The sequence below is a fragment of the Vibrio sp. B1FLJ16 genome (assembly GCF_905175385.1).
Taxonomy (GTDB): Bacteria; Pseudomonadota; Gammaproteobacteria; order Enterobacterales; family Vibrionaceae; genus Vibrio.
On the sequence record NZ_HG992749.1, the window covers coordinates 1,889,995 to 1,916,794 of the forward strand.

Consider the following 26,800-nt stretch of genomic DNA (forward strand, 5'->3'; position numbering starts at 1 on the left):
AATTGTTTAATAAGCATTGATTATAAAAACCCCGTAAATAGTACATTAGTTTATCTGAATTTGAAGCTCTTCCTACTGATATAACGAGAGAAAATTTGTACAGACACATTAACCACCGTCCGGTGGCCAGCCCTTGTTATTGAAAATTCAGCCCCAGGAAAGACGCTTATCGCATTCTTAAGCCCTCTTACTGCTTTTAAAAGTTCGATGTTAATAAGAAAAGGTTATCAGCAGTTACAACGGTAGTATCAACAATACACTGAAAGTGGAAGATAGTAGGAGTAATTTAGAATAGCAGTAGGCTTGCCACGTTGGTGACAATACATCAAAGATGTGAAGAGTTCGGTAATAAATCCCTATTCTTGGGTATAAAAGCATCGACTGTTCACTTGGACAGCGCCTGCGATTCTAGCTTTTGGCGTTTCATCTCCGCAAAAATCAACTGAGGAAGACCTGTCTGGAGAAAGTGATAATAAAGAACTGTTTTCCTGCAAAAGCATATCTAGGTTTGTTAATGTAAAATCCCCTCGTTCTGGGGCTTGATATAAAGCTTGCATCTTATTCTCACCAGACCAATAGTCCACTTCCACTAATAAGTTATCAACTACGTCACCTTTTCCGCCATCGCGCAAACGTATCTTGCCATTGAGGACGTTATTAAATACTTTACCAGAGCTCTCCGGATACCTCAGATCCAGTCCATTGGTATTATAAAATGTATTATTATGAATAACGGAGTCTTTGCCTTTATTCACATATAAAGCAACATCATTACAATGCATTACTATATTGTTTTTTACTACAACATCCATAGCTTCAAAATCAACATTATTTCGTCGATTTCTTGTTGACATTCCCCCTCCACCAATAGACATCCCAACTAGTGCAGATTTAGGTTTTTCCTGTTTCGTATTACAAATAATTAAATTGTTACTTATCTCTCCTCCAACAAGCCCTCCTTTGAAAAATAGCCCGTATGAAATTCTATTACCTCCGGTTTTAACGAAGTCCCGGATTATATTGTATGAAGTACGCCAGTTATTCCCGTGGTCCAAATTTATTGGCGTCACTGAATTCCTAACTTGTCTGGGCGCGGTAAATGAAAAATAGTTATATTCTAAGCGCCCATTATCAGGATATTTTCCTTTTAATCGATTAACCTTTATCGCGGCATTAAAATCCCAAAATTCATTATGTGCAGCGTAAAACTCTGACCCTTCTCCGACAACATGAAATGCGTGGTCACACCTTGATTGTGATTTACAGACACCGGTAAAGTTGAACCCTATAACATGCCAATGCGGTTTATTTATATAAAAACCTTCGCGCGTATCTAGAGTTATATTTACTTTGCCGATATTCTCGGCAACGAGATAAACAGGCTTTTCTTGGCTGGGAGTCTGCTTGCTGATCATTATGCGATTTCCTGCAAAGTCATAATCCCCGTCTTTAACTACAATAACTCTGCCGGGCTCTGCATTTCTAACCGCTTCTGTAAGTTCTGTAACATCATCGACGAATATCGTATTACTCCATAGTGACTCAGGAACAAATTCATGATAGCTCGTACCTTTTTTCGGCCCTACAGTTGGCCAGTAGCCCGGATTAAAATCATGCCCAAAGTAGTCGTCAACTCGGAAATAGTTACCCAGTGAAATCAACGCGCTCCCCATCGGTGAGATAAATGGGTAACCTTGTATAGTTCTGCCCACGTTTGCGGTTGCTTTTGCTAAAGTGGGTCCACTATGAAAAAACGCTTTAATCCCGTAAAGCAAGACCATGCATAGAATCAGATTCGTTAAAACGCCAGTGATAAGAAAATAATTTTTTAAGTAGAACGTTAACTTACTTTTAGACGTATTTTTATCCATAACTTACTGCCCTAATTTAAGCAGACTAAAACAGTATAGCTTCAAATTAGATCTCTTATTGTTACAGGTCACTTGCTCGCCACTTTCCGTGATAAAAATTGCTTGTAGTGGCCAACAATTTCAGGACAGTGTTTACCTCTAGCTGAATTTCTGTGAATACAACCTTTGAGTGATAACCTATATCGACTCCAGATCAGTTCGTGTTCCAGCCCGTTTAATAAGATGGTACGTCCCTCTTCACAGCTAAACTTTAACTACGTTAGCGCTACTAAGAAGGTGCCACATGTCAACCGCTCACATCATCGGTATAGATCTTAGGAAAATATTTTTCACTTTGCCGCTCATGACAGAAATAGACATGAGTTATTTCGTAAAAAGCTCTCAAGAAATAAACTAAAAAGTAAAGAGCCAAACATAGTGACTGTGCGTGTAGAAACTATGCATGGCTCTTTTATACAAATCGATATTGTGAATTGAATTAACGGCGAAAATTACGATTACGAGATGAGCGCTCTTTATGAGCAGATGCAGCTTTAGCTTGAGACTTCAAAATTGATTCAACCGTCAGTTCCATCGGCTCTTTAGGCTTGAGGCCATGTGGGAACGTGCGGGCGCGAGGAGATAAATCATATTCTTCGCTAGAAGCGCGAGGCATGCGCTTAAAGCGGTATAAATAAAAGTTCTCTAACTTTTCCCTCGCCCAGTCGGTTTTCTTCAAATACTTAACACTGCTGGCAATCGATGGCTTGGTATGAAAGCAGTTAAAACGCATAGCCGTATCGAGAATGTCCCAACCATAGAAATCCACCAGCTCTTGTAGCATTGTTTCTAACTTAAGACCGTGTAATGGATTATTTTGTTGTAATTCAATTCTTTCTTCATCAGTCATCATAACGAGTTCCTAAGTATCTAACTAACTGGGGTTGTGGGTATGATTTCCGTTCTTAATAAGACAATCATATTTTGTCATAAAGATAGGAAGGGAGCGGATTCTAGCAGAGTTAGCCTTCCTTCCCTAATCTTAAATAGGAGGCACCTTCAATCGTAGCCGACCAATACACTACTTCCAGAAAAGCGAGCGGAACACCTTGCTTTTTCGTATTCATATCGGCGTTTACGCTTCATATTACGAGTATACGTACCACCACATACTGGGTTAAATGTATCTGTAATGTGAGAGCGTACTTCACTCGCAAGGTAGCATACTGTATTCGCTACGCTTTCAAGTGTTGTTACTTCTAAATCGGAGTAAACGATCTGATCATCTCTTTGAATTCAGCTGATACATGTTTCGTCGCGCACGTTTCAACCAGACTCGACGCCACAATAGAACAATAAATTATACATTTCCTATACATCAAATGCGTGGATTTAAATGAGGCGTATGGACGTTAATGAGAGGCAATATGTTGATTTATAAACCAAAAAAGACGTCCAAGGACGTCTTTTTTAGGGAATGTGGGAGTGAGAACGGCGAACGCTAAATTTATACTATTGATATAGAAACGAAAATTTGTAATTTTTAAAAAATTTATACGGCCATCTATACATTTTCAACCCTGTTACAGAGGTCACATTTTAAACATATTAACGCATAAAGGTTGTGCCTTTTCGCCACTCGGATTAGGGACTTTTTCGTTAAAATAGTACATTTCAACGATAAGTTTCAAGGCCGCATATTTTCCTCGACACACTTGAATGGTCAAATCGCACTTCAAACTTGATACTAAGTTCATTGCCTATGGATTAAAAAGCTGTTCTACCATTCTCATTGGTAAGAACATACGAATACGCCCATTATGTTCATGTTCGCACAGTACTTCAAAGCCGAACTCACTTGATACCACTCTCATCTGTAAATTTTACAGCTTCAAGCAAAGCTTGGTTCGGTGCTTTTGCTTTATCAAAAGCTGCCATAAATTCATCAAAGACACTGTCTTTAACCACGATGCTTTCATGCTGTTCAATAACATGAGTCGCATCTTCGTCCATAAGTCTCACTACATATTCAGTGAGACTTTTTAAACCAAGTAAAACCGATGCTTTTTCGGCTTTTGCCTTGATCTCTTCATCAAGGCGGATATCTAAACGTGCCGTTGCCCCACCTATGTACGGATACATTCCGTAATTTCATAGATTATAGAAAAAATAGCACGCATTCAATGTGTACGGGGAACTTACGGAATGTGGGAGGATATACCCAATCAAGGGGGGCACCATGAACAAACAAACCCTTTAAATACAAAAACTTAATACAAACCCTAAACAACAATAAATGTAGCAAATATATAGCTATCAAAATGAACAAACCTAACGTTCAACACATCACTTTTAGACAAAACGTGTCAGTGTTTTTTCTAATTTAGAAGTCCACCGATTAGATCACGTATTGACAACTAACTCCGATCTCCACGGGAAATTAAGCCTAAGAAGTTACAACGCTCAGCTTGGTGACTCACTCATGCGTGCGGATGATTCAATGAAAACCTTTGCGCGTTTAAAGAAGGTGATTCAAGAGTAAATCAAGTTACTTACGACGCAATCAATGTAGTGGCTTAGTGATTGTACTCACTTAACTCGGTGTCCAAAGCAGCTGGTGCGGATCAGTTCCGTTAGAAGCCGCGCTATCAATATCTTCAAACGGCTCTTGCTGCAGCCCTTGTTTGGCGACGACAAACTCTAGTCTGAACAAGTCCGCTACCCTTAACTTTACTTGCCTAAATTGCATAACATGTCAACTTATAAGCATCAAAATGCTTATACACTAACAGGACAATAGTAATATGCTCTGGATAACAACATGCAAACCTACCAAGTATTAAAACAGCGTCAAAGAATTGAACGAGATGGCTACCCACAAAACCTTAGTCTCCGTGTTCATCGAGCACTAAGTTGGCTACAGAAGTCAGAACTATGTGACGATGAAGACTCCAAGTTTATTTTCCTTTGGATAGCTTTTAACTCCGCTTATGCGCAAGAATTTAAACAACGGCAACAATTTGGGGAACAAGGCCTCTATGGCAAGTTCTTAGAAAAGCTCATCACTTGTGATCAGCGACAGAAATTACACAGTTTAGTTTGGGACGAGTACTCCAACACTATTCGAGTGATTTTGGATAACGAGTTTATCCTCCAGGCATATTGGGATTATCATGCTGGAAGAATTAGTGAAGATAGCTGGAAGAGCGAACGCAGCAAAGCCAAAGTCGCCGCTAACAAAGCACTGGGTCAAAATGATACGGCAAAAGTTCTATCGGTATTGTTTTCTCGCCTTTACACCCTACGTAACCAGCTAATCCATGGCGGAGCTACTTACTTGAGCTCGGCAAATAGACAGCAGCTCAAAGACTGCTGCGGTATTCTAGAAAAACTGGTACCCAGTATTATTGAAATCATGATGGACTCCGCAGACAAAGTTTGGGGAGAAGCTGTTTATCCGCTTATCAGCCAGAACTAGCTTGACCGATAATTAAAAGCATTGAGAATCATCGTAAGCCAACGAGTGCCGCCCTAACGGTGCGCCATCTCAAGGAGCATGGATTGAGTTGAAATTGAGGGATAGAATAAGGCGATCTAGCCCTCTAATACCTAGACTTTATAGAAAGCAGTCAAAGGCTCTACTGTAGGTAACTTGTAAGGTAACCCGAGGCTCAATACTTGTTCAGATAAAAAACCCTTAGCCACTTCAAGAATAGACAACAAATCATCAGGCTCTCTGAGAATATCTTCTGTTGTATTGTTTTTAATCATCTCATTTAACAAATGAATTAGAGCTTCGTCTTTTACAACATTACAATCCATATCCAAATTGTAACGGTAGACTTATCTTGGAGAGCTAGTTAGAGGTATTATTTAATACGACTAGTAAGGAAGATAACAATGCCAAGACCTGTTTCCACCGAATTTAAACGAGAATGTGTCGAACTCATTCTCGTTCATGGTTATAAACATAAAGATGCAGCAAAAGCGATGGGGGTTGGATTGTCATCGATTCAACGCTGGGTGAGCCAGTACAAAAAAGAACAATCAGGGCATACGCCTAAGCCTGCAGCGCTAACCCCAGAGCAACAACGGATCCAAGAACTAGAAAGACAAGTTAAACAACTTCAAAGTGACAATCAGCTGCTAAAAAAAGCATCGGCCTTCTTCGCCATGGAAATGAACAACGGCAACAAGTCGCGTTAAATCTGAAGAAGGCGGGATACAGTGTACGCCAAGTATGCCGTTGTTTATCGCTTGCATCGAGTACTTTTTATTATCGGAGCAAGCCTAAAGCTATTGATTCAGAACGTGTTCGGTTAGAAGCCGCGATGAAGCAGGTTCATGCAGATATGGATGCCACTTATGGCAAGCGGAGAATGCTTTCAGAGCTTTTGGATATGGGATTTAGGCTTGGTATCGATAAAGTTCGCCGTTGGATGAAACGCTTAAATTTAGTCGCTAAGCGACCGAAGCAGCACCGTTACCCATCAGGTGGAACACCATCAATGATAGCTCCTAACAAGCTGAATCGTCAGTTTAATCCAGAAGAGATTAATCGTTATTGGTCGGGTGATATTACTTTCATCAGAACTCAACAAGGCTGGTTATATCTCGCTATCGTCATGGATTTATGTTCACGTAGAGTTATCAGTTGGGCATTCTCCGACAAACCAAATAGTGAACTGACTGCACGATCTCTACGTTTAGCCGCACAGAAAAGAAAAACAGCAGGTAATATTGTTTTTCATTCAGATCAGGGCTGCCAGTATACCAGTGACTACTTTCAAAGGACTTTACAGGAAAATGGTATTGAATCTAGCATGAGTCGAAGGGGAAATTGTTTAGATAATGCAGTAACAGAACGTTTTTTTAGAAGCTTAAAGTCAAAACGAGTTAACTATCGACGCTATGAAACACGTTCTCAGGCAATGGCAGATATTATTGACTATATAGAGCCATTTTATAATCAGAAACGAAAACACCATAAGTTGGGAAATATCTCGCCAGCTCAATACGAGATGAATTTAAGAAAAGCTGCCTAAAACTGTCTCCAATTTAAGTTGACCATTACACCTTTCTCTAGACCGCGTGTTTTGTGCGTACAACTGTGTCGACCCTCTTCTTCTGAATACAACTTTATATCCATTGTTGTACTCAACAGTTTTGGCTCATCCTTAGGGAGCCACACAGACGCATACTCTCCAGACGTCGGGCTATCTAACTGTAACCACCAATCAATCAATCAATCAATCAATCAATCAATCAATCAATCAATCAATCAATCAACACAATGCCGTGATCTTTACAATATCAGCAAAATACTTTGCCACATTTGATAACAATTAGAATGTGTAAAGTTTTCTGACAATGAATACGTCTTATCTCACTTTCTTAATCGCTCGTGTTTAACTATCCCACTGATAAATATTTAAATTTTTGACTTTAAACTTATAGTTATTAGTAAATTCCTGCATAACCATCGACATAGAGATGGTGTCAACATTATTTATAATAAAGGTGTCATTAAACCACTACAATGGCGTATAGGAGGCATATCAGATCCCTACACTTTCATTCTCGATTTCGCTAACCTAGTTAATATTTCTCTAAAAGTCACCTCATGCTCTTCTAGGTAGTTAAGCAGCGTTGCTCGCTCTAGAATTTCAACACCACACGTCATAGCTACATCGTAAGTCCGATTAGCTAATGATGGTGAATTTGTCATAAATACTAGACGCTCGAATGTTTTCTGCATCCCTGATTCATATACAGGTTTTGCAGAATGAACTTCTTGTATACCCTTATAACCATCATATCGTCGATGTGTGTGCTTGGCTTGTATCAATGTATTACCAGACTGGCACAAAAGGACCCCATCAGCGCCATGATCAGCACCACTATTTGTGAGCCATGCACTATCACTATTCATCACTTTAGAGAGTAACTCCACACATAATGCTTCAAATTGTTGCCAACTTAGCTTGTCTATCTCTTCTGCTGTTATGCGTTTATTGATTAACTCTCCAGAGATCCCATTCCCTATGCCAGAAGGGTTAGGAATTACATCTTCTGGCGTTACTACAGCATCCTTTAACAAAGTTTTCTGAGTCAAAAGCCTGTGAAGATTTACATCAAATGACTCGAACTCAGGATGGTGCAGCAGTGGGATATAAATATGCACATCTTTGGTTTGTCCGATACGGTATACACGATCTGTAGCTTGAGCCTCTTTAGCCGGGTTCCAATGTCTTTCGAGATGAACAACATGATTGGCACCTACGACGGTCAATCCAACACCAGCAGCAACCGGAGACATAATTATCAAATTGAATCCTTCTTTAGCTTCAAAGTCTGCGATCATCGATTTCCGAGTAGGAACAGACTTGCGTTTTGCAACAGCCTTCGTATCTCCATTTATTACTGAAAGAGGCCCCAAGTCATATATCTGCCCTAGCGTGACGCTTAAAAAGCTCTGTAAGCGCTTATTAACAGCAAAAATAATACATTTTTCTTGCTTTCGTTTAATTCTATCTAAAGTGCCCAGCAAAGAGATTAGTTTTCCTGACTCCGAATATAGTTCGCGAGCAACGTTACCACTTTAGGAATGTCTAACCTTCCACCATCCGTCAGTCTCGGATGTAGGGAGCTGTCCCTAAGCCTCATCAATGTTGTGAGAGCGTGGCTATCTTCGTTTTCGATTTGACTACTGATTGTGCCTTCATAAACATCGCGCTGATACCCTGTCATGGTCGACTCAAGTTCCTTGAGATACTCCCACCGTTCAAATTGTCCTCCAGCATACATATGTTTAGTTGGGAGCCCTTGCAAGTTATCCTCTTTGACTCGTCTAAGCATCAGGGCACCAACAGTAATACGCAACTCTCTACCTAGTCTTGCTCTAGTTTCTTCAACTTCATCACCAGCCGCCTTCAAAATGGGAGAAATATAGCGAGAACGAAATTCCTGATAACTTCCTAGTAGGCCTGGACAAGCGGTATCCATTAAACACCAAAAATCGGCCAAGCTATTTTCAACAGGTGTACCTGTCGCCATCAACTTGAAGTCAGCTTTTAGCCCTTTGGCTGCTCGCGTTTGAAGTGCATTAGGATTCTTTACATTCTGAGCCTCATCAAATACAACTACGCCCCAATCGATTAAACACAGTGAAAATTGATAATCACGTAATGTTTGATATGTCGTAATAACAAGTCTCTCTGGTAAGTCTAATCGTGATGGACCATATTTTTGCCCGACTTTAAGAGAATACCTAGGTTCAAACATATCATCTGAAGTATTCTGCTCTCTAATCTCAACACCACCAACTCTATAGCTATTGAGGTCGGCAGCAGACTGCAAAATAACAATATCTTTAAACGGAGAGTTTTCGAACGTTTTATCTACTTCTTCTTTCCAGTTTTCCAGCAAACTCAAAGGAGCCACAATGAGTGCCGGCTTTTTAGTTTTTTCCTCGCAAGCCCAGCGCTGATAGAGATGCTCGATAGCAGATAGAGCCATAAATGTTTTCCCTAGCCCCATATCATCCGCTAGCAATGCACCACCTATACTTGGTTCAGATGAACTTTTCTTTCCAACCCCCAGAATCCAACGCACACCAACTTCCTGATGTGGAAATGGCTTACGCTTATAATTATTCCAGTTTAATTTCCCACCCCACGAAATATTAGCAATCAATTGGTCTACTAGCGGTGAATTTTCAGAGAGCTCTTCATCATTTAGATCAATATCAACTACATGTATTTCAGGCTCTTTAGATTCGGGGGCTTCCGATTCAGTATCTGTTAGCTCAGGAGCTTCATCACTAGGCACATCGATAGCAGGACTAGAAAGCTTTTCTTCAATCTCCTTTAAAGTCTCTTCAACGGCCCTAGGATCGCTAATGTCGTAAGACTTACCATCATAGTCAAAAACAGTTGCTCCGGTTTGTTGAGCATCCTCAAGTTTCTTGGATACATCAATGAAAGTAGGACCATCATTAATAACAGTAATCAACGTTGGAATAGGATGGGTCACTCCTCTAAGAGGTGCGGAACCAAACCAATCGATCCCTGACTCGTCAGTTTCCCCAAAATATGCATGCTTAAATACTGTTGCACCATGCACTCTCAAAGAAAAGCCCAAATCGAGATCAACCAAACTTGCATCTATGAATGCAGTAGGATTCTCAAGAAAAGCTTTGACTTGTTTTTTGGGAACAATTCTATTACTGATAATTTCTTTTACCGCCATCAGTTTCTCTTCAGAAAAAAGGACAATTTCATTACCTACTTTTAAAGATACTGAACTATCACTATATAGCTGTCCCAAAACTCTTTGAATCGCTTCATGACTAGCACTTTGCCCCATATTAGGTGTTAAGACTAAGTCACCATTCGAATTTATCTCAGCTTCAACTGTTACTTTGCTTGGTGTCAGTATTTGTAACTTTTCAAAGTGCTTAAGTTTTATTCTACAGCCATTCTTTTGTGCTTCTTGTAAAGAATGTAGAAACAGCAAATTTTCGTATTCAGATTTTTCAGATTGACTGTGCTTTTTTTGTGCCTCAAACACCATCAACTGCTCAGGAGTTAACAGATAACGTTCATCTTTGCTAAAACTAATAAAAGGGCCATCAACTTTGTAATTTAGTGTTGTCCTCCCCTGTTTAGTGGTGGCTGCAAGATTTATATTGAAGGTAGGTATACTAGCTTTACCCTGAATATCAGCATCAATGACCCCTTGCCAAATTTTCGGCAGTTCAAAAAGCTCTCTTAATTCAGAATCAAGTCTTACAGCCGTATCTGCTGGCATCATAAAACCATCTGGGAATGATGTTATTTCGCCTTGTTCTTCAAGCATTTTTAGTGCGACAAATTGAGCGGTTATCCACTCGTTTGCGCGTCCACTTTTAATTTTATCTAAGGTATTTTTCGAAGTTGTAAAGTCAAGACTACCATCACAGATAAGCTCGAACTTTGACGTTTTGTCTAGACCAGAAAAAAACTTACTAACTAAAGATGTTAACTCCACTCTCTCACTCCGAAACGCTGTTTAAAATCTTTATAGTCTTCGTCTGAAAGTACATCTCTAGGCGTTAAGTTCACCCCTAGCTTTCGAAGCGTCGTCAGCGCATTTCGCTGCCATAAATAACTACTTGGTGTGTGTGTTATTTTTGCCACCGCACCGGTCGATAACTGAGTCATTTGATTATGAATGCCGCTAGTTAACTGTGAATATGTCGGTCTATCAATGTCATAATTGAACACACAAATTGAAGGGTCTAACGTTCGATACAACCACAAATAACAACTATGGCTTCCCTCAACCATGTGTGCACCATTCATCTGAACGTAAATAATCGACTTTTCACCATCCCTTACAAAAGAGAAGTTAGGTAAGTGCTTAGGATCATAATTTTTTTTCAGGTAACGGGCAGCATCCCGGCTCAAGTAAAGCCTTGTATTAGTAATTACTCCAGCATCGAACATCCCTTCTAAAAAGTGCTTTCTCGACGGAAACATTCTTTGCAATTCATAGTTAAAAGAGGAATGCGAGTAATCCTTTAATGCTTCCAAAAATAACTTCAAATCTAGCTTTGATAGCCAACCTCGAACAGCTTGAATTAAGTGCTGGTCAATGTTTCTCCACCACTTAATATATCGAGGATTAGAACTTGGGACTCTTGGGTCACCAGCAATTGAAAGCACAACATTCATCCAAGGGTCACTTATTTGTGAACCTAATGAACGCTCGATTAAAATTCTTAATACCTGATGGCCAAGTAATTCATCGGAGTTATATTGGGATTCGAAAACCGTTACTTTTTGAACTTCAGCAAGTAGAGGGTGTGCATCACCTAAAGGTATAGAACGTAACTGCTCAATATAATATATACCTTTCGCGGTGGTTAAGTAGCGGCCATTGGAGTAATGAGCTAAACCAATACTAGTAATCCAATTATCAAAATCGATGCCCCTTTCAATGGCTTGATGTGCAACCCATTGAGGTCCATTCATTGACAATAACTTAGCATCATACTCTTCGTCATAACCTCGCTTCTTTTTAGAATCCAACAACCACTCAGCTGTAGCTTCAAGATCGGTAAGTTGATCATATTCTGATAAAAAGTGTTGATAAAACAACTCAATCACCAGCGCACTAGGCTTTCCTACTATTTCAGTAATTTTATTAAGTAACCTGCGAGTAAAACTGATCTTTTCTTTGACTTCCGTCTGTAACGAAAGTGCTAATGCACGTACATGTATTGAAGTATCCAAAACATCTTCAACAGGCAAGTTCGTTGCTAATGCATTGTAGACATCATTATAAGCAGCTCGGAACTTCTTGTTCTCTGTGCCTGTTTTTTTAGACCAGATATCAAGCTGTTGTGATAGTTTATCCAAATCCTTGATAGCTTTACCAAACGGATTGTCGGGCAGATTTACTTTCAGCTTTTTTATGTTAAGACTCACTAATTAACAATCCTCTCAAGGTCTGAAATCGAAGGCTTCTTAACCGTGAACCGAATATCTATTCTTCTATTTTTACTTTTTTCCGTTTGAGTTGTTTCTGCTAGGTTCACTCGTCGTGTTTCCGCATAACCACTTACAGAAAATAGTCTTTGTCCAAAAGCGTTCTCCAAATCGCCTAACTTAGGAGTCAATTCAATTTCAGTTTGCCAAACATTCCACACCGATATTGCTCTATCGACTGATAACCCCCAATTTCCTTTCCCTCTATAATGAATGCCATCACTATCAGTATGGCCTTCGACAAAAACTGTATCAAGGTATTGAAAACGGTTATTTTTTTGTATCGCAGTATGAAGAACGAAGCCAATGTCTTTTACTGCTTTTTGAACTTCTTGAGTATCCGGAATTGTGTCTTTGCCAGAAGCAAAGGTAAGTGTTCTTTCTGGGATTCGTATTACCGTATCATTATCGGCGATCTCGACAATGACGTTACGTTTTGCCAACTCATCTCTAACATCGTAAATAATATTCTTTCTCGCTAGTTCTGCCTTTCTTAATTCTTCAATTCCCGCTTCTACATCATTTGTTTTTTGTGTTAACTCTATAATCAACGCAACCGCCGCAAGAATAAAAATAACAAGTAAAGCAGACATCAAATCAGAAAATGACATCCAGTAGGGATTCTCTTCATCTACAGATGTTTGAGAATTAAAACGAGCGCCTTTATGCATACTGACTCACTTTGTCTTCAATTTCATCAACAACATTTGCAATCGCTTTTACTGCATGGTTCATAGTCTCGGCATATTGCGTAGTACCGGTGGCCCAGACCTTAAGGTGTTCCGTTGTCTGACTATTAGCTTCGTTGGCGTAGTCCTCCAGTAACTTTGTCATTTGCTTTGTCAAGTCAAGAACATTGTCTTTCATCCCAGCTGTTAACGCAGCCAGGGTGCTCTTTTGTTCCTCTAAGAAGCGACTTTGCGAACTACGTAATGTAGTGAATGACTCTTCAGCAGTATTTAACATACGGTCAATCTGTGCCGCTATGTCACCGAACTTACTGGTGTCTTCAAGTAACTGCTCCCTGAGTGACTCAATCTTCTCACTGCTAAGCTGATTTTGTTGTGCCAGATCTTTAGTACTGCTTACAGCCTCAGTTACAGCTCCTGACAGCTTGTTACCTGCATCTTTAATATTCGATCCGAACACATTCATGCTGTCTGCCGCCGCTCTTAACTCATTGGCAGACTGCAACATACTGTCTGTAGCTTTGGCCGAAGCAGAAACAGAAGTTTCAATACTATTTTGTAATTGTTTCCCTTGAGAGATGATATCGTTCGACGCGACTTGCTGAGATTCAGAGCTCGCTCTAACTTGGGCGAGCAGTTCATCCGTACCAAGCTTCATGGCTTGAGTTTGATTCAGGAAAATCTCATTTCGTTCTTTTTCCATCTGATTGGACAACTCATCTCGTCTTGAAAATGTCTGCGTAAGCTCTCCAACTTGGTTCTGCACGAAATCAGTTAATACTTGGCTCTGTGCAGATACGTTATCCACGAGTTCCGTGATACTCGCTTCTATGGAAGATGCCAGCTTCTGCTCCCTGTCTGATGCCGCAGATTCTCTTCTGGAAAGTTGCTCACCCATTTCAGAAACTTGTCTTTCTACAAATTCTGTCAGCACCCGCTTCTGCTCGTTTCCTTGAGTCACAAGCTCAGATACTTGCACAGATATAGAGGAAATCAGCTCCTTTTCTCTCTCAGATGAAGCATTCTGCTGGACCTCTAATCTATTAACAAACGCCTCCATTGAAGTGCTCATTGACTCTAGTGTCTTGTTCACATTCTGAGATGCAGAATCCATAGCCAGACGTTGTTGCTCTCCTTGCTGGCCAAAGCCATCCATAAAAGATTTAAGTACACTTTCGAGTGCTTTTTGATTTCCGTCTGAGGTTTCATCAACAAGCTTATTAATAGCCGGTGCCATGATTTTTTCTAGACTGCTTTCTAAGCCTTGCTGTATACCTTGAGTAGCCTGCAATAAGGATTCTTGCATTTTTTCGCCAATTTTTTCCGCAAGTCCTTGTAAACTTTCTCGAGATTGCTGGCTGTTGTTAGCTATCGATTGCAATTGGTTTTCAGCACTCAGGCGAGGGAATAGTCTATCGATACGAATTTGTAAGGTATTAATTTTTCTTCTGATTATCTGTTCAAAAATCTTTTCAACAAAATTGAAAATTACACTGAGAAATACTCCCCACACCGATGTCATAAACGCAATTTTTGCACCATTAATTACGCCGGCTACGCCATTTTTCATTTCGTTAACATCAACATTACCTGCAATATTCAGATCTGCTAAGCCAAGCTGCAAGCCAACAAAAGTACCGATGACACCTAGCGCGGTCAAAAATCCCGGTACGGCAGCGATCATACGGTTTTCAGTACTACCACCAGCAAGTGAGGATGTATTAAAGAAGTAACTAGCATCAAAAGTGTTGTGTAATCGAACTACATCATCCACTCCTTTAACTTCAATAAGGGTTTCATCAAACTCTAACCACAGATGGCCTACAGAGTCATTCTGTTTACGTGCTATGGATAACAAATCCTCACGAGACGTCACGAGATCTGACTCTTCAGCGGAATTTAGCAACTTATTTACCCAAAAAACCTTTTTTAAAGACCTAAGTAACGCTCCTAACGAAACTACCAAGAACAGTCCCGCGACACTCCATAACACCACAACAAATAAAGCACTAAGTTGACCCGGTGTTTGAGGTGGTATTCCCCCCAACTGACTTAAGTCCGGCCATAAGCTCCAGAGATTGATACTATTTTCCATTAAACAAATTCCATTTTTTCGAGCTAATCTTAAACATACCGACTAAAAAATTAGTAACCTTCAGCAGCAATGAGCATCATTAGCAAACTTTAGTCCCCTCTACATAACCACTGTTTTATTCCCATGCAAGCCATAAGTAATATCACATGATGTGGCCGTAGCTTTGTCCAGAATTTCTGAATAACTATGGGAGCACTTTATCTAGGAACTTAAAGTGCAGCCGTTGTAGCTAACTTCAGATAGGTCTCCATGTCACCCAAATTTAATATTTGGTTGGTAATTTCAGAGTGTTAAGTTTTATAACAAAAAGAATATGAAAAAATTTTAGAATAGACAATGACATGAAGCTCAATATTAGAATAAGTGCATAATATTAACCAATTCCACTCTCATTATATGCACTCCTAAGAAGTGATATTCTGTCGTGATTCAAATAGGTTTTTCTACCGATAGAACTCCCGTTCGATAACCTTATCATGCATTTCTTCTCCTAGAAGGAAGCTCCTTCTCTCGGAGGGATAAGCGGAACCGCTCGCTTGAACCGTATAGCATCGTTACAATCCCTTGTATCATAAGCACCATCGCCAGATATCTCTAGGACCCTTCTTCGTGTCTGCTTAAGTAAATTCGGTAACAATTCAGCATCAGTGACATTAAATAAACTCAGCTCTGCTGCAACTATTTCGTTAGCGCTAGTATCTACGGCGATATGAATTTTTCTTTGTTCTGTTTGCTTTGCTTCCAGTTGTTTGTTTTGTAACGAGGTCTGGCATGAGGCTACATGAAATTATGGATGTAGCCGATCAGATCGTAAGTTCCTGATTAAGTTCTATTGAATTACGCAACAAAGCCATCTGCCTCTGCAACCGTGCCATGTTTCATTTTGGCTTTGACATGGTTTTGGGTCGAGCTAGTTGGTGTCGTTAACAAGCCCTACGCTGACTCATCAGTGCCCCACGCCAATCATTTTCTATCAAAAGTAAACTTTCAAATAGTAGTTTCACGGTCTTTCCCTTAAATACATTCACCAACCCTCGCATTTTATTTTTACAGTTTATCTATATAAAACAGATACTTTCCTCTCGGTTACATTTTTAATGTAATTTTAATTTGCATTATATCGATAATGAAACCTAAACTAAGATTACATTGATAATGTAACTAGAACCTAGGGGTTAGCATGGCTTTCAAAATCAACGTTAAAGAAATTACCCAAAATCCTGCATTCAAAGAACAAGATATTACTGAGATGGCGTTTTATGTGAAGCAGACTTTAGAGCGTTATCTAGAAATGGTGAATAACGGATATTTGGATACAGAATCAAGATTCGAAGATGATGAAATAGGTAGCATGATAACGACTCAGTTTGACCCTAATAAGAATGAACTTGTGGAATACGCTCAATCATTTTTACTTCGGAATCTTAGGCAGATCTATGAGTTTTGTTTTGTTACGAAAGATAAGAAGAAATATTTGTATGAGCATTTTATTGATATTAATAACGGCTTAGATATGTTTTATGCCGAAACTATAGCACCCTGCTTGAGTTATGAGTCCCTTGTCCAACATGGTGTTTTAGAAACTCAATATTCATCAGACAGTATTCATCGATTTTTCATAATATTCATTGCCAATTTAAAAATGGCTTTTGGAGATTCATCTGGCTTTCCTTACTGTTTACATGAACCAGATGAAAAGCATCTTCATTTGGAGCTACCTTATGAACATATTGAAAGTCTTGGTCTTCACCTTGAACATTTTAGCTTTCGTGAATTAACGCTATTGAGCGGCTACCAGACAGAGCGTGCAGTCAGAAACCTCGCCTCTCCTTCAACACCAGAACATCGAAAGCTTTCCGTCGTTAAGAAAGGCCGATCGACGTTCGTAACGCGTGAAGAAGCAATTCGATGGCTAAATAGCTTAAACCGCAAGTAATTCTGATTATGACAGGAACAACTTATGGCTAATTCAAAACAACAAACGTCAAGCAAACAAGTCTCAAAAGACGCCGCACTTATCTTAAGAGCCCTAGGACTAAAATAGGAGAACCAAGATGCGTACAACTAAGCACGGAAGCATTAGAGCCGGCCAGCGAGGTTTAGGTGAAGATGAACTTAATGTTTTATCTTCCATAGGCCAAGACTTCTATCAAAAAGGAGGTACATTACTTTGCACCATTTCGAAGAAAGAAAAAATCCGGTGGTTGGACGCACTCAAGGAAGTCCTGAACTACCTGGGGAGCTCAGACGAAATTCCGCATGGAATTAAGAAACGCAAACAGAAAGCAATTAGACACTTAATCGACAAGCTCAGCGCAAAGCATCCACCTTATCTAATCATCTGCGAAGAAGGTAATTCAATGATTACATGCGGCTATCACTTTAGCGGCAAAATACAACGAAACTAAGTAGGATATTATGAAAAATCAATTTGAAGCATACAAACCGTACTTATTGAATTACAAAAAAAATAACCCCTTCACTCCTGAATTGAAGATGATGAGTGATGGACCGATCGAGGTTTACTACTCCCCCTTTGATGCGATAAACCCCAGAGCCAAGATATGCATCGTTGGGATATCGCCTGGGAAAACGCAAGCTGATAATGCGAATGCGTGCGCGTGCGAGTGGCTAAATCGTGGTGCATCAACCTCAACGATCCTAGAGAATGCCAAAACTACCGCTAGCTTTTCAGGTACGCTTCGTAACAACTTGGTTGCTCTTTTAGACTACATTGGACTGAGCAAACATTGGGGCTTAACATCCGCCAACCAGTTATTTACAACAGACCAGCATCTACTGCATAGCACCTCCGTTTTTCGCTACCCAGTGTTAATGAATGGCGAGCCTATTAGTTCGGCGCAGCAAGGACTTAAACAGGCAACCTTAAAATTTATGGTCGACACCTATCTGACGAGTGAATGCCAGATTTTATCCTCCGATGTCTTGTATATTCCGCTTGGTCAGGGAACGGCAGAGATCCTTAGTTATTTAGCCGAGCAGGGCCACATTGGACACGAGCAGATCTTAACTGGCATTCCACATCCATCAGGCGCCAACGCAGAAAGGATAGCCTACTACATGGGCAGAAAAGACAAAGAAAACTTGTCTAGCAAAACCAATAGTAAGGCATTGGATGAAATGAAGTCGGCTTTATTCCAGCAACTAAAAGGTCTTGGAGTTACAGTGCCTCGCGCTGAATGTACAGATAACTCGATTTCCAAACTTAGCCAAGAAGAACCGTACAAACACATTAATTTAATTCCTACAGAAGGTATAAAGACCATGAACACTTCAACCTGCGCTAAACAAATGAGCGATCTACGTTCTCCAAATGATAGATTTATGCGCGACGATGTAGAAAAGCAATTGAGGGCGTCATTGTCTAAGCTAGGTTTAACCACTAACCCTATCAAGTCACGGCAGTCGAAAGAACTTGCCGTAACGTCAGGTGGCTCTGTTATAGCCTACATTAGTAGGGTCACCGGACTCAAAGACGCCAAACTAACCATCTGTCTACATCCAAAATATAAAAACCAGATGGATAGCCGAGTACAGCAATTAGATAATGTGGCCATTAAGGTTGGTAGAGAGTCTCGTTATATATCAAGCTCAAACTATCGAGACTTCAAGAGCAAAGGGTTCTCTACTGAAATTAAGACTAATGAGCATATTGCCATCGCTTATATTGTTGACGTGTCGGCTGGTTACCATCCGTTAACTTCGTTTTTTAAACAGTACCTTGAAGGTCAGTAAGAAAAGCAGGCTACTGAGCGCTTACTCTATCTTGAATTGTTCATTGTTGTTCAATAATAGGGCGATTCAAGATAGCCGAATGCGGACGAGGAATAATTTTGTCCAAAAGTGAGTTGCCTCTAGGATGATACTTTTGTAAACAGAGGCTTCATTACTCACCTACATTTATATACAACCCGGGCTAATATGCATCCCATGGAAAATCAATTGGAAATATCATTACTTAATTGGCATAGAAAGCGTCACCCAAATTTCTCGGGTGAAAACCTAGCAAATGCGAAATCGACACAGCAGCTTCAATACCTAACAGAAAATATATTACTTCCCCTCCAGGAAAAATTCGGATCTGTACAAATTACATACGGCTTCACCGGACATTCTCTGCTCCGTTATATCCTAAAGAACAGTCCTGGTGATATGGCTCCGGACATCGATCAACACGCTTCGATGGAGCTAAACAGCAAAGATAACCGTATATGCAAACGTGATGGAGCCTCCTGTGATTTTTATGTGAAAGGTTATGAGCAGCGAATGGACGAGATCGCGAAATACATTTGCGAAAACCTTGAGTTCGACCGACTCTATTTTTACGGTAAGGACAAGCCGATCCATATCAGCATTGGGCCTGATAACAGTCGCTATGCCTTAATTCGAGAAAAACGAAGTGATGGGCTTCGCGTAAACAAGAAAAGTGCAAAAGGCTACGCCACACAGACCTTATTCGATCATTTATAATCGAAAAACATCATTGAGGACCGATAATGAACGAAGAACTGTTTGCGGATCTTATTGGGAAAATCAAAATAGGAAAACAACTACCGGATGCTATCTACCTTCATAAAGATGCGTTTAGCGCTCTACCTAGTGTTCTCAATCAATTCATTCCTGCGGTAGCAAAAGCCGTCAGCTTAGACGATGAAAGCTGGAATTTAGTTAAACTGTTTAAAAAAGAGTTCCGTTTATCCTTACTGCACTACCCTGACTTTTATACTGATTCTTACCCTGCACTGAGACAGAGCTTAAATGTCGACCTTTCAAAGCTGAGCCACAAAATCACAAGTTACAAGGATGCTGATAATCCCCCCCATTTTGCACCGAAAAGAAACGATGATTTTGCCCGAGAGCGAACATTACGAACACTTTATAACACTGACACAAGAAGGCGAAAACGCGGGACTATATGAAAACAGCCGCCTAATCGGTTTTAAGCGCTCTTGGGAAAACCTCATTTCGCATCATGGGTATGAACTTGTCGACGGGCGGTTGTTTCGAAGTTCCGCTGTTATTCCGCTAGAAGAGTCTGGTATTGACCGACACAAAACCGCCTTGGTGAGGCACGAGCTTTCTGCTCCAATGAAAACACTAGTAAAACATGGCTATCTAGAAGGCTCCCACTCCATTTTTGATTATGGTTGTGGCCGAGGCGATGACTTACGAGAGCTAGAAGCACATGGCCTAGATGCTTTAGGTTGGGACCCTAATTTTCAGCCAGACAACGACAAAGTATCATCTGACATAGTCAACTTAGGCTTTGTACTGAATGTCATTGAAGATCAGGACGAACGATTAGAAGCACTGCTTAGCGCGTGGGACCTTTCCGAGAAGTTTCTAGTGGTGTCAGTAATGCTTGCAAATGAAAGCTATATCGCCCAATTTAAACCCTATAAAGACGGCGTTATTACCTCTCGCAACACCTTTCAAAAATACTACGCACAGTCTGAAATCAAAGCCTACATAGAAAGAAGTTTGCAAGAAGATGCCATCACTGTTGCACCCGGTATTTTTTACGTTTTCAAAGACAAACTAGAAGAACAACAGTATCTACAAAGTAAGTACAAGCGCCATCATCAATGGCAGCAACTCACCTCTCCAGAACCGGTCGAAGCGAAAGACAAAGCCAAGCTCTTAATCACCCAAAATCAGGAGCTATTTAACGCCTTCTGGAATACATGCTTAGAACTAGGTCGTATACCGGCCATTGATGAATTTGAGCAATCTAACACAGTCCGAGAACTGATCGGCTCACACAAAAAAGTGTTCAGTTTGCTCCAAGAGATGTTTGATACCAAAGAATTTGAGCAAGCAGAGAAGAGCCGTAAAGAAGACTTATTGCTTTACTTTGCTGTTGGGTTATTCGAGAAAAGAAAGCCATACACGCAACAGCCAGAACCCCTCAAGAGAGATATAAAAGCACTTTTTGGTGATTACAAAACCGCGATAAACCTTGCTACAGAACTTTTATTCTCAATTGCCGATACCGAACTGATAAACGAGCAATGTGCAAAAGCGCACACACAGCTATCCGCAAGTTTGTTGAATGAAGGGCATTCGCTCATCTTTCATCGCGATTTTATAGATGATTTACCTTTGCTGCTTCGCGTATACGTTGCCGCAGGATTGCAAATGTATGGTGAGCTTTATGAAGAAATCGACCTTATCAAAATCCACACCACTTCAGGTAAGCTTACCTTAACAGCTTATGATGACTTCGAAAAATCAATCCCATTCTTGGTTGAACGAATAAAAATCAAAATGACCGAACAGGATATCGATTTCTTTGATTATGTGGATGAAAAGCGTAGGCCGCCTTTGTTGAATAAACATCTATATATGTCAGCAGACCACAATAGCTATAAAAAGCAGTTGAGCTTTGATAAGCGTTTAGCAAAGTTGATGAAGTTTGAACTAACAGAAGAAACTCAGATGATTCGAGCGGAGTTTGAAAACCTTTGGATCAAGATACAACTTGTACCATAAAGAAAAATAACAATTTTGCTGACGCTCAAAGTAAAAACGATGCCTTTAAACAACTCTGCTTTAGGAAAGCGTTTACAGGCACATATGGTGTAAAGATATTTTTCTTCCGTGCAATTTTTATATATCTCTATTAAAATATCGCTCCTTTGACAAAACACAATAACGTTAAAAAACAAAATTGACGTCAAAAAAATAACAAACTATGATGAAACAACGTCAAAAATAACGTTATAAGGTAAGGAATGAGAAATGCACAAGACGGTTACTGTTTTTCTTTCCCTGCAGTAAGGGGACTTCAAGCAGGAAAACCATTTTACATCGCAACTTGCCCACTCAGTACAATCCCTAAAATTTTTGTCTTTGATGAAGATGAGGTTCCACCGGATCTTCGTGCTCAGCGCACGTTAAACAAATCACGTATTCCTGAAATGGTACGTTACCTTGTTGAAAACCCAAAAGACTATGTTTTCTCTGCTTTGACGGTATCTGTAGCATCCTCAGTCAGCTTTGAAGAAAACTCTAGTTTGGATATGCCTAATCTAGGTATCTTAAAGGTTCCTATGAATGCTCAAATTTTAATCAACGATGGACAACATCGCCGTGCTGCTATTGAAGCAGCCCTGAAAGAAAACCCAGATTTAGCGCATGACAATATCCCAGTATTGTTTTTCGTCGATGAAGGCTTGAAACGCAGTCAGCAAATGTTTGCTGACTTAAATAAATATGCAGTGAAACCAAGTCCATCATTGGGCGCACTATATGATCATCGCGATCAAAGTTCAGAACTCGCGCGTTATCAAGCTCAAAATATTGCACCGTTTAAAGGCTTTACTGAGATGGAAAAATCTAGTATCAGCTCAAAAAGTGGGAAGCTGTTTACATTAAGTAGCCTAAAGCAAGCAAATAAAGCACTGCTAGGTAAGAACGGTAAAGGAGGCTTTACTGAGGAAGAAAAGTCATTAGCCAATGATTACTGGCAAGCCGTCTATAATGCTACACCCGAATGGCAAATGGTTTTAAATAAAGAATTATCACCATCTCAATTCCGTCAAGATTATATTCACGCACATGGTGTAGGGCTACATGCATTGGGGGCACTTGGTTGTGCATTGATCACAGCTCAGCCAACGGAATGGCAAAAAACAATCAAAAAACTAAAAGATGTTGATTGGCGAAAATCCAATCCAAATTGGGCAAATCGTAGCATGCTACATGGCAAACTAAGCAAGGCATCAACGAACATTATGCTTACAACAAATGCCCTAAAGCAAGCGTTATCGCTCCCACTGACACCAGATGAAAGAGCGCTAGAAAACCAACATATAACAAGTAGTGAGGCTTCTAATGGCTGAGTTGTATCAAGCCGACTGTCTGCAAGAAGAACAGATTAAATATATCGAGAATGAGTTTTTTGCAGGCTTTAAACGGTATAGCAATCATCAATCGTTACCAGCAAAGTTAGATCACTATGCGAATCTGGATGAAGAATTAAGAAACGTTAGCAGCACGAATCTGTGTCGCGAACTTCAACGTGAACATGAAAAGCATGAAGGGTTTGTATTAAAACACTTCATTGATGATATCCAGGCAGTGTACTGCGCTGACAATCGTCCATGGGTTATTGGCTACAGCGGTGGTAAAGACTCCTCTGCAGTCGTAACTCTTGTATACCTTGCTCTGCAAGCATTAAACGAGTCGAAGCGCACTAAACAAGTGTATGTTGTTGCCTCGGATACATTAGTAGAAACACCCCTTGTTGTTGATCACGTCAATAAATCACTTGAGTCTATAGGTAATCAAGCACGTCGTGATGGTTTACCTATAACCACTCATAAAGTGCTACCGAAGCCTCATCAAACTTTTTGGTCTTGCCTGCTAGGCAAGGGCTACCCTGCACCAACAAAAAGTTTCCGTTGGTGTACTGAGCGCATGAAAATTGATCCTGTAAGCGATTTCATTACCGATAAAGTGGCTAAGTTTGACGAAGTTATTGTTGTACTTGGCTCTCGTAGTCAAGAAAGCGCTTCTCGTGCTCAGGTTATAGCCAAGCACAAAATCGAAAACTCGCGATTAGCTCGTCATACAACTCTAGCCAATGCATTCATCTATACGCCAATTGATACTTGGAGCATGGATGATGTTTGGAAGATTCTTCGCGCATGTAAGTTAGAAGTCACGATTTCACCGATGGGCATCGGCAAAAAGTGGTCAAATGACTATGATTTAGAATGGGAAAACCCATGGGGTGGTAAGAATCTTACCCTATGGAACTTGTACAAAGATTCATCAGATCAAGGCGAATGCCCAATGGTTATCGATGATAGTACTCCATCATGCGGAAACTCACGTTTTGGTTGCTGGACGTGTACCGTTGTGACCAAAGACCGAGCTATGGAAAGCTTGATCCAAAACGGTGAAGAGTGGATGCGTCCACTACTTGATTTCCGAAACATGTTAGCTGAAACCAACATTCCAGAAAACAAACCGCTGTATCGCAACTTCAAGCGACGTACAGGCCGTGTTAGTTATCAGAGAGCGAAAGAAGGCCAAGAATTAGCAGCCGAGCGTAACCACGTACCTGGCCCTTACATGCTCAAGTTCCGTAAGAAATGGTTAAAAGAATTACTGGAACAAGAAAAAGCCTTCAATGAAACAGGCTATCAAGTCACGCTGGTTACTGAACCTGAACTCCATGCAATTCGTCAAGAATGGTTAAACGATCCAAATGAGCCAGATTGGGCTGATTCGCTTCCTCAAATTTACCGTGAAATTTACGGGAAAGATCTTGATTGGATAATCAATGACAATAACAGTTTTGGCGAAGTAGAAGCTCAAATATTGCAACAACTAGGTGATGAATACAATGTATCACCTGAAATGATCCAAAAGCTGCTCGATCTTGAAGTATCACTTGAAGGCTTAAGCCGTCGAACCGGTGTGTTTGATAAAATCGGTAGCTTACTGAAACAAGACTGGGGCTCACTTGAAGAGATCAAAGAAAAGCACGCTGAACTTCAAAGCAAAGCTGACTTCGATATTCACAAAGATCAGATTAAAAGATACGAAGATGAAATTGCAAAACTGGATCTCTTAGCCAAGGTGGAATTATAAATGATCATTAAAAGGCTTGTAGTCAATAACTTCCGTGTTTTCCGTGGTGTACACGAAATTGACCTTGCCCCTCGGAAACAACGTGAATACCACGAAGCCCCAGCGCCAATCGTATTATTTGGTGGTTTAAATGGTGCAGGTAAAACATCGATCCTAACTGCGGTACGTGTCGCTCTTTATGGTCGCGCTGCTTTTGGTCGTGGCATGACGGCATCAGAATACCAAGAACAACTTGACGCACTAATTCATAAAGGCGTTGGAATCAGTGAGGGTAAATCCTCCATTGAACTTATTTTCACACATAGCCAAAACGGCATTGAAAGTGAATATAAAATCACCAGAGCTTGGTCCAAAGGTCAAAAAGACCGTCTAGTTCTTGAGAAAGACTCTGTAGAACTAAGCCAAATGAACTACGACCAATGCCAGAGCTTCCTTAATGAACTTATCCCATCAGGTATCGCTGATTTATTCTTCTTTGATGGCGAAAAAATCGCCGAGCTTGCTGAAGATGAGTCAGGAGAAGTTCTTCAGACAGCTGTAAGACGCTTGCTGGGTATTGATGTTGTAGAGCGTCTTCGTAATGACCTAGCCATTTACTTAAAGCGTAACGATGCTGCCGCTATGCCAGCAAACATCAAATCGCAAATAGAAAAGCTTGAAAGTGAACGAGTTAATGCTGAAAATGCCGCAAAAGAAATAGCAAATGAAGCTGTTCTTTGTAAAGCGAAAATAGCTCTAATAGCCACTGAAATTGATAAAGCAGAGAATGAATTATCAGTGCGTGGTGGCGCATGGGCAAACAGTCGCGAACAAGAAAAAGCAAAGCAAAATGAACTTGAGGCTGAACGCAAAGAGCTCGAGAAAGTACTTCGTTCTGAAATTGAGGGCAACCTTCCCTACTCTTTTGCACCAACAGTATTAGCGAATCTATTTACACAACTTGAATCTGAAAAATCGGCGAAACAGGCTAAAAATTTTAATGATGAATTACAAGGCTTTATGAATGAGCTTAGCCAACAGCTAACTTTCCGACTTGCGAATGCAACAACAGCACTTGATACCATTCAAGATTGTTTGAATGAGCGCAACGCTTCCCAACAAGAAACAGATATTTTACTTGATATTTCTGATCGTGAATTCAATCAAATTTATTCACAAGTAAACGTTCAAGCACCAAAGTCATTCCAAAACTTTGATGCTGCGCGCCAGCGCTTAAGTATTGTTGAAGAAGAAATCGCAAGCCTTTCTGTCAACATTGCTCGCGCTCCAGAGCAAGAGCAAGTTGAATCACAATTAGCGGTAATTAAGTCTCTCACCAATAAACGCACTGAAGCGATTATAGAGCACAAAGCTACAACCGAAGATGCAAAACGTAAATATCGTGAAGCAATTGAATTAACGCGTAAAATTCAAAAGCTTCACGATAAACATAAAGTAGCACATAATGCTAAAGCATCATTAACTAATGCTCAAAACGCACACATTATGCTAGCTGACTTCAGCGAAAAACTAACGCAAGTACGTGTCAAGCAACTTGAATCTGAGTTTATTAAAAGCTACCAGAAACTTGCTCGCAAAGAAGACTTGCAGCTATCAGCACGTATTAACACCAAATCCTTTGATGTTGAGTTGATTGATGAAAAAGGCCATACGATAAGCCGTAAAGCCCTATCTGCTGGCGAGAAGCAAATTTATGCCATCTCGATTCTAGAAGCATTAGGCCGCACTTCAGGTAATCAATTACCAATCATTATTGATACGCCGTTAGGACGTTTAGATTCTAAACATCGCGACAAGCTTATTCAGCATTACTTCCCTGAAGCTAGCCATCAGGTCATCATCCTATCAACTGATACAGAGATTGATGAAAGCTACTTTAACAAAGCCGATTTCAAATACGGTATTTCACACGCCTTTGAAATCCAATTTGATGGCACCACAAAGTCTTCCAAACTAAAAGAAGGCTATTTCTGGGAACAGAAAGCAAAATCAGCTGCGGAGGTAAACTAA

At 40.3% G+C, this 26,800-nt stretch carries 18 protein-coding genes and 4 pseudogenes; 11 read left to right on the plus strand and 11 right to left on the minus strand.

The features are described from left to right. Nucleotides 1-356 precede the first annotated feature (356 nt). The 5 genes and pseudogenes from KHN79_RS08605 to KHN79_RS08625 form a co-directional block, all read right to left on the minus strand. Entirely contained in the window at nt 357-1,871 is a 1,515-nt protein-coding gene (locus KHN79_RS08605; protein ID WP_182008407.1) for a chondroitinase-B domain-containing protein, read from the minus strand. 478 nt (nt 1,872-2,349) lie between these two features. Then, complete coding sequence (locus tag KHN79_RS08610) at nt 2,350-2,763, minus strand: VF530 family DNA-binding protein (RefSeq protein ID WP_182008408.1); 414 nt, start codon at nt 2,761-2,763, stop codon at nt 2,350-2,352. A gap of 847 nt (nt 2,764-3,610) precedes the next feature. After that, a pseudogene (locus KHN79_RS08615) lies at nt 3,611-3,709 on the minus strand (GNAT family N-acetyltransferase); the annotation flags it as partial. Continuing rightward, the gene (locus tag KHN79_RS08620) at nt 3,705-3,992 is read right to left on the minus strand and encodes a DUF1778 domain-containing protein (RefSeq protein ID WP_211907237.1); all 288 of its coding nucleotides are present in this window, start codon (nt 3,990-3,992) and stop codon (nt 3,705-3,707) included. The gene KHN79_RS08620 and the pseudogene KHN79_RS08615, both read right to left, overlap by 5 nt. Nucleotides 3,993-4,443: 451 nt before the next feature. Continuing rightward, complete coding sequence (locus KHN79_RS08625) at nt 4,444-4,599, minus strand: hypothetical protein (protein WP_182008409.1); 156 nt, start codon at nt 4,597-4,599, stop codon at nt 4,444-4,446. Nucleotides 4,600-4,671: 72 nt separating this feature from the next. Between KHN79_RS08625 and KHN79_RS08630 the strand changes: the two genes are divergently transcribed. After that, complete coding sequence (locus KHN79_RS08630; RefSeq protein WP_182008410.1) at nt 4,672-5,328, plus strand: HEPN domain-containing protein; 657 nt, start codon at nt 4,672-4,674, stop codon at nt 5,326-5,328. Nucleotides 5,329-5,459: 131 nt separating this feature from the next. On the opposite strand, the gene KHN79_RS08635 is transcribed toward KHN79_RS08630, so the two are convergent. After that, complete coding sequence (locus KHN79_RS08635; RefSeq protein ID WP_182008411.1) at nt 5,460-5,672, minus strand: hypothetical protein; 213 nt, start codon at nt 5,670-5,672, stop codon at nt 5,460-5,462. Nucleotides 5,673-5,750: 78 nt separating this feature from the next. Here KHN79_RS08635 and KHN79_RS08640 point away from each other — a divergent pair, with 78 nt between their 5' ends. Beyond that, nucleotides 5,751-6,056 carry a transposase gene (locus KHN79_RS08640; protein WP_182008412.1) on the plus strand — a complete coding sequence of 102 codons (306 nt, stop codon included), beginning with the start codon at nt 5,751-5,753 and terminating at the stop codon, nt 6,054-6,056. A 2-nt stretch (nt 6,057-6,058) separates the two neighbouring features. Then, the gene (locus KHN79_RS08645) at nt 6,059-6,895 is read left to right on the plus strand and encodes an IS3 family transposase (protein WP_244812641.1); all 837 of its coding nucleotides are present in this window, start codon (nt 6,059-6,061) and stop codon (nt 6,893-6,895) included. A gap of 521 nt (nt 6,896-7,416) precedes the next feature. Here the strand turns inward: KHN79_RS08645 and KHN79_RS08650 are convergent. From KHN79_RS08650 to KHN79_RS08670, 5 genes and pseudogenes are all read right to left on the minus strand, one after another. Next, nucleotides 7,417-10,880: pseudogene (locus KHN79_RS08650) on the minus strand (SNF2-related protein). Then, nucleotides 10,871-12,322: an EH signature domain-containing protein gene (locus KHN79_RS08655; RefSeq protein WP_182008413.1), complete on the minus strand. Its 1,452-nt coding sequence runs from the start codon at nt 12,320-12,322 to the stop codon at nt 10,871-10,873. The pseudogene KHN79_RS08650 and the gene KHN79_RS08655 overlap by 10 nt, the downstream one beginning before the upstream one ends. Beyond that, complete coding sequence (locus KHN79_RS08660; RefSeq protein ID WP_182008414.1) at nt 12,322-13,053, minus strand: OmpA family protein; 732 nt, start codon at nt 13,051-13,053, stop codon at nt 12,322-12,324. Before KHN79_RS08660 ends, KHN79_RS08655 begins: the two co-directional genes overlap by 1 nt. Continuing rightward, entirely contained in the window at nt 13,046-15,166 is a 2,121-nt protein-coding gene (gene zorA, locus KHN79_RS08665) for an anti-phage ZorAB system protein ZorA (RefSeq protein WP_182008415.1), read from the minus strand. Before zorA ends, KHN79_RS08660 begins: the two co-directional genes overlap by 8 nt. Nucleotides 15,167-15,659: 493 nt before the next feature. Continuing rightward, nucleotides 15,660-15,911: pseudogene (locus KHN79_RS08670) on the minus strand (transposase); the annotation flags it as partial. A gap of 435 nt (nt 15,912-16,346) precedes the next feature. On the opposite strand from KHN79_RS08670, the gene KHN79_RS08675 reads away from it, so the two are divergent. The 8 genes and pseudogenes from KHN79_RS08675 (at nt 16,347) to dndD (ending at nt 26,800) form a co-directional block, all read left to right on the plus strand. After that, nucleotides 16,347-17,102, plus strand: coding sequence for a hypothetical protein (locus KHN79_RS08675; protein ID WP_182008416.1), 756 nt, complete (start codon nt 16,347-16,349; stop codon nt 17,100-17,102). A gap of 118 nt (nt 17,103-17,220) precedes the next feature. Beyond that, nucleotides 17,221-17,574, plus strand: coding sequence for a hypothetical protein (locus KHN79_RS08680; protein ID WP_182008417.1), 354 nt, complete (start codon nt 17,221-17,223; stop codon nt 17,572-17,574). Between the two features lie 10 nt (nt 17,575-17,584). Beyond that, nucleotides 17,585-18,922: a hypothetical protein gene (locus tag KHN79_RS08685; protein WP_182008418.1), complete on the plus strand. Its 1,338-nt coding sequence runs from the start codon at nt 17,585-17,587 to the stop codon at nt 18,920-18,922. 195 nt (nt 18,923-19,117) lie between these two features. Then, nucleotides 19,118-19,657 carry a hypothetical protein gene (locus tag KHN79_RS08690; protein ID WP_244812551.1) on the plus strand — a complete coding sequence of 180 codons (540 nt, stop codon included), beginning with the start codon at nt 19,118-19,120 and terminating at the stop codon, nt 19,655-19,657. Nucleotides 19,658-19,683: 26 nt separating this feature from the next. Beyond that, nucleotides 19,684-21,679, plus strand: a pseudogene (locus tag KHN79_RS08695) (DNA phosphorothioation-associated putative methyltransferase). Between the two features lie 242 nt (nt 21,680-21,921). After that, nucleotides 21,922-23,031 (plus strand): DNA sulfur modification protein DndB, encoded by a 1,110-nt coding sequence (gene dndB, locus KHN79_RS08700; RefSeq protein WP_182008420.1) that lies wholly within the window; start codon nt 21,922-21,924, stop codon nt 23,029-23,031. Next, complete coding sequence (locus KHN79_RS08705; RefSeq protein WP_211907238.1) at nt 23,024-24,790, plus strand: DNA phosphorothioation system sulfurtransferase DndC; 1,767 nt, start codon at nt 23,024-23,026, stop codon at nt 24,788-24,790. Before dndB ends, KHN79_RS08705 begins: the two co-directional genes overlap by 8 nt. Then, on the plus strand, nt 24,791-26,800 hold the full coding sequence (gene dndD, locus KHN79_RS08710) for a DNA sulfur modification protein DndD (protein WP_182008421.1): 2,010 nt from the start codon (nt 24,791-24,793) through the stop codon (nt 26,798-26,800).